Origin of the sequence: Paenibacillus sp. PSB04 (genome assembly GCF_025809195.1) — a bacterium.
GTDB classification, from domain to species: domain Bacteria; phylum Bacillota; class Bacilli; order Paenibacillales; family Paenibacillaceae; genus Paenibacillus_AQ; species Paenibacillus_AQ favisporus.
This window is the reverse complement of record NZ_CP081301.1, coordinates 1,342,922-1,352,500: the sequence shown is the minus strand read 5'-3', so window position 1 is coordinate 1,352,500 and position 9,579 is coordinate 1,342,922. Positions and strand designations below refer to the sequence as shown.

Here is a 9,579-nt window from a genome sequence, read left to right as displayed (position 1 = left end):
GGCTACGCATCGTCGCCTTGGTGAGCCGTTACCTCACCAACTAGCTAATGCGCCGCAGGCCCATCCGCAAGTGACAGATTGCTCCGTCTTTCATCATTCCCTCAGGAGAGGAAATGAGATATCCGGTATTAGCTCACGTTTCCGTGGGTTATCCCGGTCTTGCAGGCAGGTTGCCTACGTGTTACTCACCCGTCCGCCGCTAACCATCAGGAGAGCAAGCTCTCCATCAAGTCCGCTCGACTTGCATGTATTAGGCACGCCGCCAGCGTTCGTCCTGAGCCAGGATCAAACTCTCCAAGAAAGTTTGTAGCTCATTTTGAATCTGACGAGATTGATTTAATCTCAATCGCTCCGGTCATAAGACCATCGCGTTTATACTCACTCGTTGTTCAGTTTTCAAAGATCAAACTTCGTTTCGTTACCGGAAGCTCATCGCCTCAGCAACTTTTATAGTATATCATGCTCTCAGCAAGTTTGCAAGCTTTTTTTATACTTCTTTTAAAAAGCTGTGTTATCAACATTCCTGCTTTAAGAGGGCAAGAAATAATATAACACAGCCTTTAATATGAAGTCAACTATTTATGAAGAAATAATTTCGTTGATACATAATTGTCTTTGCTGTATCAGATTGATAATCTGTCCGTTGACAGAGACCATAGGCCGTGTCGGATGATTGCGGTCCGTGAAGACGATTTCTCCAATCTGATCATTGCTTAATCGGACAATGGTACCGTTATGAAATTCTGTCACTTTGCTGATCAATGTGCGAACGATGCCTGGATCCAGCTTACCAAAAGCCTCTGCATGAATTTGTTCCAGCACCAGGTACGGAGATTGGGCTTTCTGGTATATGCGATTCAGCGTCATGGCGTGGAATATATCTACGACCCCAACAATTTTCGCATAGATGTGAATCTTACCTCCATCCAGCCGGAGAGGATACCCTGACCCGTCTACCTTTTCATGATGCTGCAGAGCAGCCAAGCGTACGCCCTCATTAATGGCTGTTACATTTTTAAGCAGTTGATAGCCGTAGGTGGTATGTCTCTTCATCTCTCCAACTTCCTCTGCGGTAAGAGGCTGTGGCTTGTACAATACGGCCGGATCGATTTTGAAGTTACCGATATCATGGAATAACCCTGCAAAAGCAGCCTGCATCCAATCCTTCTGTTGTAACCCGATCCATTTGGCCAGCTGATAGGATGACAACGCACAAAGGACCGCGTGGTGATAAATATAGTCATACTCGCTCATGCTTCTTGGCGAAAAGGTTAATAAATTATAGTCCTTAATCTGTGAAATAAGGGCCTCCAACTGGCCCCTGAGTTCAAAAATCGGGATCTCTGCCGCAATGACGGAAGGGTATGTGCTTTTTACCAGCTGAATCATTCTGTCATATTCCTCTAGAAAACTGGAGCGTTGGACGGTTGTTACTGAGTCTTTTCGGGCCTGAACTGAAGGGACGCTCCGCTGCGGTATCGCCGCTCTGCTGTCAGCGGAACTCTTCGTTTCCTGCTCTCCGTTGTCAACGTCAACCGACTGTACCATAAATGCACGAAGGATTTCCAGGTCTCTCGGCAGCAGTACGGTTCCCTTCTGAAGCAGCAATCCGCCCAATGGCGTGTGAACATCCTTGGATAATTTTAAACCGGGTTTGATTTCTGTAATCGATACGCTGGCCATTGATCCATTCACTCATTTCCGACTCATATGGTGGTAATATACACCAATTATATTACGGATAAGAACGCTGTACAATTGCCTGCTTGCCATATGAAGCCAAGAAAAAAAGCATGAATCTGATAGAATCAGACTCATGCTCCTAGCTTTTGTCGTATTGACGGAATTATTCTTCGTCCGGTGCCTCATTCGAAGCATCCGTCATTTCAGGTGCAGGTGCTCCGGTGTCGTCAGGCTCCGCGCCTTCTTCCGATCCGTTGCCGACCTCTTGCCCTTCGATCAAGACTACGTCTTCATCGTCCGGATCGTCGCTCTTATCTACGCGGCATACGGTCGCTACAGAATCATCCTCACGGATGTTAATCAGCTTCACGCCCTGTGTGTAGCGTCCCATCGTGGAGATTCCCTCCATGCTGGTCCGGATCAACGTGCCGCTGGTGGTAATGATCATCAGGTCTTCCTCGGACTTCACGACCTTCAGCCCAACCACCGGTCCGTTCTTGTCCGTGACGTTGATGGTTTTAATCCCCTTACCGCCACGCGTTTGCGAACGGTAATCGCTGGCAGGGGTACGCTTGCCGTATCCCTTGGACGTTACGATCAGGACATCCAGCTCTTTATCGATGACGTCCATGCCGATCACCGAGTCGCCTTCATCCAGGGTAATCCCTTTAACCCCTGTCGCTCCGCGCCCCATCGACCGTACATCATGCTCAGAGAAGCGGATGGACATGCCGTGGGCTGTACCCATGATCATTTCCTGCTTACCATCCGTCAGCTTGACTTCAATCAAGCAGTCGTCTTCGCGCAAGTTGATCGCGATCAAGCCGCCTTTGCGGATATTCACGTAATCTTCGAGAGGCGTCTTCTTCACAACCCCGCTGCGGGTAACGAAGAACAGGTATTTGTCATCCTCAAACTCAGAGACCGGAATCACGGCATTGATCGTCTCTCCCTGTTCGATCTGAATGAGGTTAATAATCGCCGTTCCCCGGGCGGTACGGCCGAGTTCAGGAATTTCGTACGCTTTCAGGCGGTACACCTTACCCCGATCCGTGAAGAACATCAGGTAATTATGCGAGTTGGTAACGAAGAGATGCTCGACAAAGTCCTCATCCTTCATATCAAGCCCTGTCACCCCGCGTCCGCCGCGTTTCTGGCTGCGATAGGTATTGGCAGGCAGACGTTTGATGTATCCCGTATGCGTGATCGTGATAACCACTTCTTCACGCGGAATCAGGTCTTCATCCAGAATGCTCTCTTCACCAACGGTAATTTCGGTGCGGCGCTCGTCGCCGAAGCGCTCCTTGATTTCTTGAAGCTCATTCATAATAATGTCCAGAACGAGCTCTTCATTCGCGAGAATTTCACGGTACTCGGCAATCTTCACCATAAGCTCCTGGTACTCGCCCTCGATTTTCTCGCGCTCCAAACCGGTCAGGCGCTGGAGTCTCATTTCCAGAATGGCCTGGGTTTGCTCGAGGCTTAGGCTGAATCGCTCGATCAAACGGTCACGGGCAATTTCCGTCGTCTGAGAAGAACGAATAATCGAGATGACTTCATCCAGATGGTCAAGTGCGATTCGCAAGCCTTCCAAAATATGAGCGCGGGCTTCCGCCTTTTTCAGATCATATTCGGTCCGGCGGCGGATAACTTCAATCTGGTGCTGCAAATAATAGTACAACGCATCGCGCAGCGTCAGAACCTTCGGCTCCTTGTTCACGATCGCCAGCATGTTGATGCCGAACGTGGATTGCAGTGCCGTATGTTTGTACAGATTATTCAGCATGACACTCGGATTGACATCACGGCGCAGCTCGATAACGATTCGCATACCGGTCCGGTCGGATTCGTCCCGCAGATCGGTAATGCCCTCGAGTCTCTTCTCGCGCACGAGCTCAGCGATTTTCTCGACCAAACGCGCTTTATTGACCTGATAAGGCAGCTCGGTCACAATGATGCGCGCTTTATTGTTGACTTCTTCAATCTCGGCTTTGGCCCGCATCGTGACGGATCCACGGCCAGTCTCATATGCCTGGCGGATTCCCTGCCGGCCTAAAATGAAGCCTCGGGTAGGGAAGTCAGGACCCTTGATATATTCCATCAGTTCCAGTGACGTAATGTCGGGGTTCTTAATGAGCGCCTGTACGCCATCAATCACTTCGCTCAAGTTATGAGGTGGAATATTGGTGGCCATACCGACCGCGATTCCCGATACCCCATTGACCAGCAGGTTCGGATAACGTGCAGGAAGCACAACCGGCTCCAGTTCCTCGCCATCATAGTTTTCGGTAAAATCAATTGTCTCTTTGTTGATATCGCGCAGCATCTCGATGGCGATCTTGGAAAGACGCGCTTCGGTGTAACGCATGGCTGCGGCAAAGTCACCGTCAACGGATCCAAAGTTTCCATGGCCTTCAACAAGCATATAACGCATCGAAAAATCCTGTGCCATACGAACCATGGACTCGTATACAGCCGAGTCACCATGCGGGTGATACTTACCGATGACCTCACCCACGATTCTCGCCGATTTCTTAAATGGTTTATCCGGATACATACCGAGCTCCGACATCGCGTACAGGATACGCCGGTGAACCGGCTTCATCCCGTCCCGCACATCCGGCAAAGCCCGGGAAACAATGACGCTCATCGCATAATCCATAAAGGATTCGCGCATTTCGTCGCGTATGTCCCGATCTTTGATTTGCGAGCCTCTTTCTTCCGCCATGGTGGACCTCCTCCAATTTCTATCAAACCACTAACATGTCTTTTCAGACGATTCATTTAGTACAGCAAATAAAAAATCAATATATGAGGAAAAACGTCTATCGACGTACAGTCTTTGCAGGCTGGGCCCAGCGCCCGTACTTCCGCAAAATCTCCCATAACTTTCAGGCTTATGCAAAGCCTGTAAAAGTTCAATTCCTTCTTGCCCAAGCGAACCGAAAAACGCATAACCGCAGGGCCGAAAAGGTGAAATCAACGGACGAGAATCCGCAAACCCACCAACCTTTATTATATTACTTTCACAAAAAGAGCACAATTAAACGTTTGAGCGCCGCCGGCTCCGCAGCTGCCCAAGTTCCGTTTCTCTAGGGATTCGCCCGGCCTTCTGTGCCTTTTCCACATATACTGGTAGGGCAATAGGGACGCCTAGTGCTGTTTTGAGCAAACAAAACACCACATCTTTATATTATACCATTGTTTTGCTTGCTTGTCCTATGTTTTACGCCTGTGAACCGCGGAGAAGAAGCTCCGGCCGACAAGCACATAACAAGGCCAATCACGTAGAAAGGATGATATTTCTTGGCGATTCAACGTGTTGCAAGCAAATGGGCGAAAACCCAGGTCCTTTTACAAAGTCCACAGGTATCTCCTTACATTCCCTTAACGCAAAAATATACACGCACCACGCTGGGTAATATGCTTGAAAACACACCTCTTGTATACATTAAGCCGGACCGCGGCACATACGGCAACGGGGTCATGAACGTACAGCGGAACGGTGAACCTGACGCTCCAGCTGGCGAGCAGCCCCCCGAGGGCTCTCCCCACACTGGAGTGGAATATACTTTGCGCTACGGCACACGCTCCGAGACGTACCCGAACCTCGATGCGCTGCATCTGGCCATACTCAGGCACACAAGAGGAAAATTTTATATTATTCAGCAGGGGATCGTGACTTTGAAGTACGAGGAGCGCCAGTTTGATCTGAGAATTCTGACCCAAAAAACGCCGTACCGCCATTGGGAAACCACTGGCATCATCGGCCGGGTGGCCGCTAAGAACATGATCATCACGAATTACCATGGCGGAGGTTCCGTACGCCTGCTGAACGAGCTGCTCGAAGGGAACGTAAGCCCTGAAGAATCCCCGCTATTGGAACGAAAGCTGTTAGAGCTGGGTGTAGCCACTGCACAGCAGCTGCAGACCCAATTCCCCCGCATTAAGGAAATCGGTCTTGATGTAGCCATCGACGAACAACTCAATCCTTGGATCCTTGAAGTGAATACGCTCCCGGCCATCTTTCCGTTTAAAAAGTTCTTCAAGGATAAAAGCATCTACCGCCGCATAGAACGGTATGCGATCAACTACGGAAGGCTCCCCGGCAAAAGTAAAAGGAGAGGCAGCTATTAACAAAAACAAGAGAAGCTCCGGTTCCGGAAACTTCTCTTGTTTTGTCTGTCTATATCATCTAGGACTGGACTCACCAACAAGTTAAGGTGGGTTTCAAAGCTTAAATGTCCAGATTTTTAACTGTTTTTGCGTGTTCGTGAATAAAATCACGCCGCGGTTCAACGCTGTCACCCATTAGGGTGTCGAAAATAAGGTCTGCCTGCATGGCGTCTTCAATCGTCACCTGCAGCATGGTGCGGCTCTCCGGATCCATGGTTGTCTCCCACAGCTGTTCCGGATTCATCTCTCCCAGACCTTTATACCGCTGGATATTAACTTTGGCTCCCTCTCCGAACTCAGCGATGATTTCATCGCGCTCCTTCTCGGAACCGGCATAACGGACCGTCTTGTTGCGCTCAATTTTGAAGAGCGGCGGCTGCGCGATGTATACGTATCCCGCTTCCAGCAGCTGGCGCATGTACCGGTAGAAGAACGTCAGCAGCAGCGTGCGAATGTGCGCGCCGTCGACATCGGCGTCGGTCATGATAATGAGCTTGTGATACCGGGCTTTGCTGAGGTCGAAGTCTTCGTCGCCAATGCCCGTACCCATCGCTGTTACGATCGCCCGGATCTCCAAATTAGACAAAATGCGGTCGAGACGCGCCTTCTCAACGTTCAGGATTTTACCGCGGATCGGCAAAATCGCCTGGAAATGCCGGTCGCGTCCCTGCTTGGCGGATCCGCCCGCAGAGTCCCCTTCGACGATGTACAGCTCGCAAATGGACGCATCCTTCGAGGAGCAGTCCGCCAGCTTGCCGGGAAGGGCGCTGACTTCAAGCGCACTCTTGCGTCGCGTCAATTCACGGGCTTTACGTGCAGCTTCGCGCGCACGGGATGCCTGCAGCGCCTTTTCCAAGATCCGCCGGGATACGGCAGGATTCTCTTCCAGGAACTCGGACAGCTTCTCGGAGAAGAGCGATTCCACGATGCCGCGGACTTCACTGTTGCCGAGTTTGGTTTTCGTCTGGCCTTCGAACTGCGGCTCCGGAATTTTGACCGAAATAATGGCTGTCAGGCCCTCGCGCACATCGTCGCCGGACAGATTGGAGCCGTCTTTGACGAGGCCGCTCTTGCGGCAATATTCGTTAATAATCCGGGTCAAGGCGCTCTTGAAGCCGGATTCGTGGGTTCCACCCTCATGCGTATTGATATTGTTCGCAAAAGAATAAATGTTCTCGGTGTAGCTCTCGTTGTACTGCAGCGCGATCTCTGCTTGAATGTTGTCCCGTGAGCCCTCTACATAGATCGGCTCTTCATGAAGAACTTCCTTTTTCTCATTCAGGAACTTGACGTATTCGATAATACCGCCCTCGTACTTGAAGTAGTTGGAAGCTCCCGTACGCTCATCCGTCAGCGTCAAAGCAATGCCTTTGTTCAAAAAGGCCAGCTCGCGAATCCGCGTCAAGAGAGTATTATAGTCGTATTCCGTAGTCTCCGTGAAAATTTCCGGATCCGGCAGAAAGGTAACGGTCGTACCGTGCTCGTCGGTATCCCCGATGACTTTGACATCATACTGGGGCACCCCGCGCCGGTATTCCTGCTGATAAATATGCCCATTCAGCCTAACTTGGACAACGACTTTGGTGGACAATGCGTTAACAACCGATACGCCCACGCCGTGCAAGCCGCCGGATACCTTATATCCCCCGCCGCCGAACTTACCACCGGCATGAAGCACGGTCATGACGACCTCAAGGGTCGACTTTTTCAATTTCTCGTTCTCACCAACCGGAATACCGCGCCCGTTGTCGACAACCGTGATGCTGTTATCCTTGTGGACAATGACTTCGATATGGTCGCATACGCCCGCCATCGCCTCGTCGATACTGTTGTCCACCACTTCCCAGACCAGGTGATGGAGTCCTTTGACGCTGGTCGATCCGATATACATGCCCGGCCGTTTGCGGACGGCTTCCAGACCCTCCAGAACCTGAATCTGACTCTCATCATATTGCGGTTGATTCATAGACATGCCTGTCACCTACTTCTATATATTCTACGTTTGCTGATTGGAGTGTACCTGCGTTCACAGTGTCCTAAGCGTTGGCGAAGAAGACATTCGCCCGCTTCTTAAGCGTGGATGAGGAAATTGGAGAGTAATAGACGGTGCTCTTCGTCACGACGATGGATTTGGCTTCCTCTTCGCCGATGTACTCCACGTTCTTTTCCTGCCGGGCATGGCTAACAAACTGCTTTGATATTTTGGAGGATTTCTCGATCGAAATGTCAAAGATCGCAACCAGCTCCGCAGAACGGATGATTTTTTCACCGCCCAGATGGATATACATAACCATTCCCCATTCCTTAAGAGTCGACCTGTCCCGCATGAACATGATAGATGTTCGCGTTCTTCAGTTTATCGGCATTCAAACTTTCGATTCCCGTCGCCGTGATAAAGGTTTGAACCTTGCTCTGAAAAGTCTCAATCAATTGCGTTTGCCGGTAAGGATCAAGCTCGGACAGCACATCATCCAGCAAGAGCACCGGATACTCTCCGATCTCCTCCTGGATCAGTTCGATTTCAGCCAGTTTAAGAGACAGAGCGGTCGTTCTCTGCTGTCCCTGTGAACCGTACGTATGGACTTCCTTGCCGTTAATGAAAAAGGCCATGTCGTCGCGGTGAGGCCCGGCAAGGGTCATCCCGCGGCGCACTTCTTGATCCTTCACTTGTGATAACTTTAACATAAATTGTTCAAAAAGATAAGCTTCATCTTCCTCCTCGGCGTCGCCAAACGACGGCTGATAGACAAGCTTCAGCGATTCTCCGCCGCTTGTGATGCCTTGGTGGATCGTTTCCGCCCACTTCTGCAGCTTTATTATGAATTGTTTCCTCTTTTTGATGATTTTAACACCGTGCTCTACGAGCTGCTGATCCCAGATTTCCAGCATGCCCGGCTTCACGCTGTCTTTCCCCCACATCTGTTTCAACAGGTTGTTCCGCTGGTTAAGAACTTTCTGGTACTGCTGCAAATGATAGAGATATCCCGGTTGGACCTGGCCGATCTCCATATCAAGGAACCGCCGGCGGATGCCCGGTGTGCCTTTCACAATTTCCAAATCTTCCGGGGCAAACATCACCACGTTCAGCGCACCGATAAAATCGCTCAGCTTCCGCTGCTCGAGTCCGTTAATCTTCGCCTTCTTCCCCTGTGGGGACATCGTCAAATCGAGGGTAAGCGGACCGTACTTCTTATCCACAACCGCGGACAGATGCGCGCTTCCTCCTTCAAACGAAATCAGCTCCCGATCTTTTGAGGTCCGGTGACTTTTGGTTAATGCCAACACAAAAATAGCCTCCAGCAAATTGGTTTTGCCTTGGGCATTTTGTCCGATCAGCAGATTTACGTCTCCAAAAGAATCCAGCTGCAGCTTCTCGTAGTTGCGATAATGCTGCAGACTGATATTTTTAACAAACACGCCTTATCCTCCCCATCTTCGCCGGCCGCCGCCGACAGCAGCGGCCTGGGGGCACTTTATGCCTCTTGTGCTACCACAAATTCGCCGCAGTCCGTCACTTTGACCTGATCGCCCGGATACAGCTTCCGCCCCCGGCGGTCTTCCGGCTCCCCGTTTACGGTTACCATGTTCTCCGCCAGCAGAGCTTTGGCCATTCCCCCTGTGGATACGCAGTTGGCGAGCTTCAGAAATTGATCAAGCTTAATATATTCACTGTGGATAACTATTTTGTTCATCAGGAATCCTTTCGCTGTGGACAAGTTT

The 9,579-nt window shown here is 50.5% G+C and carries 7 protein-coding genes and 1 rRNA gene (1 of these 8 running past the window's edge); 1 reads left to right on the top strand and 7 read right to left on the bottom strand.

Annotated elements, in window-relative coordinates:
- From K2F33_RS06555 to gyrA, 3 genes are all read right to left on the bottom strand, one after another.
- Window positions 1–301: ribosomal RNA gene (locus K2F33_RS06555) — 16S ribosomal RNA — on the bottom strand (it extends 1,252 nt beyond the left edge of the window).
- Between the two features lie 278 nt (window positions 302–579).
- Window positions 580–1,683, bottom strand: a complete 1,104-nt coding sequence (locus K2F33_RS06550; protein WP_263881286.1) for an HD-GYP domain-containing protein — start codon at window positions 1,681–1,683, stop codon at window positions 580–582.
- A 163-nt stretch (window positions 1,684–1,846) separates the two neighbouring features.
- Window positions 1,847–4,411, bottom strand: coding sequence for a DNA gyrase subunit A (gene gyrA, locus K2F33_RS06545; RefSeq protein ID WP_076172522.1), 2,565 nt, complete (start codon window positions 4,409–4,411; stop codon window positions 1,847–1,849).
- Between the two features lie 578 nt (window positions 4,412–4,989).
- Between gyrA and K2F33_RS06540 the strand changes: the two genes are divergently transcribed.
- Window positions 4,990–5,820, top strand: a complete 831-nt coding sequence (locus K2F33_RS06540; RefSeq protein WP_076172517.1) for a YheC/YheD family protein — start codon at window positions 4,990–4,992, stop codon at window positions 5,818–5,820.
- Between the two features lie 100 nt (window positions 5,821–5,920).
- Here the strand turns inward: K2F33_RS06540 and gyrB are convergent, their stop codons facing one another.
- From gyrB to yaaA, 4 genes are all read right to left on the bottom strand, one after another.
- Window positions 5,921–7,831, bottom strand: a complete 1,911-nt coding sequence (gene gyrB / locus K2F33_RS06535; RefSeq protein WP_076172515.1) for a DNA topoisomerase (ATP-hydrolyzing) subunit B — start codon at window positions 7,829–7,831, stop codon at window positions 5,921–5,923.
- 64 nt (window positions 7,832–7,895) lie between these two features.
- Entirely contained in the window at window positions 7,896–8,147 is a 252-nt protein-coding gene (gene remB, locus K2F33_RS06530; RefSeq protein ID WP_076172512.1) for an extracellular matrix regulator RemB, read from the bottom strand.
- Window positions 8,148–8,163: 16 nt separating this feature from the next.
- Window positions 8,164–9,276 (bottom strand): DNA replication/repair protein RecF, encoded by a 1,113-nt coding sequence (gene recF / locus K2F33_RS06525; RefSeq protein WP_076172510.1) that lies wholly within the window; start codon window positions 9,274–9,276, stop codon window positions 8,164–8,166.
- A gap of 56 nt (window positions 9,277–9,332) precedes the next feature.
- Entirely contained in the window at window positions 9,333–9,551 is a 219-nt protein-coding gene (gene yaaA / locus K2F33_RS06520; protein ID WP_076172508.1) for a S4 domain-containing protein YaaA, read from the bottom strand.
- Between the last annotated feature and the right edge of the window lie 28 nt (window positions 9,552–9,579).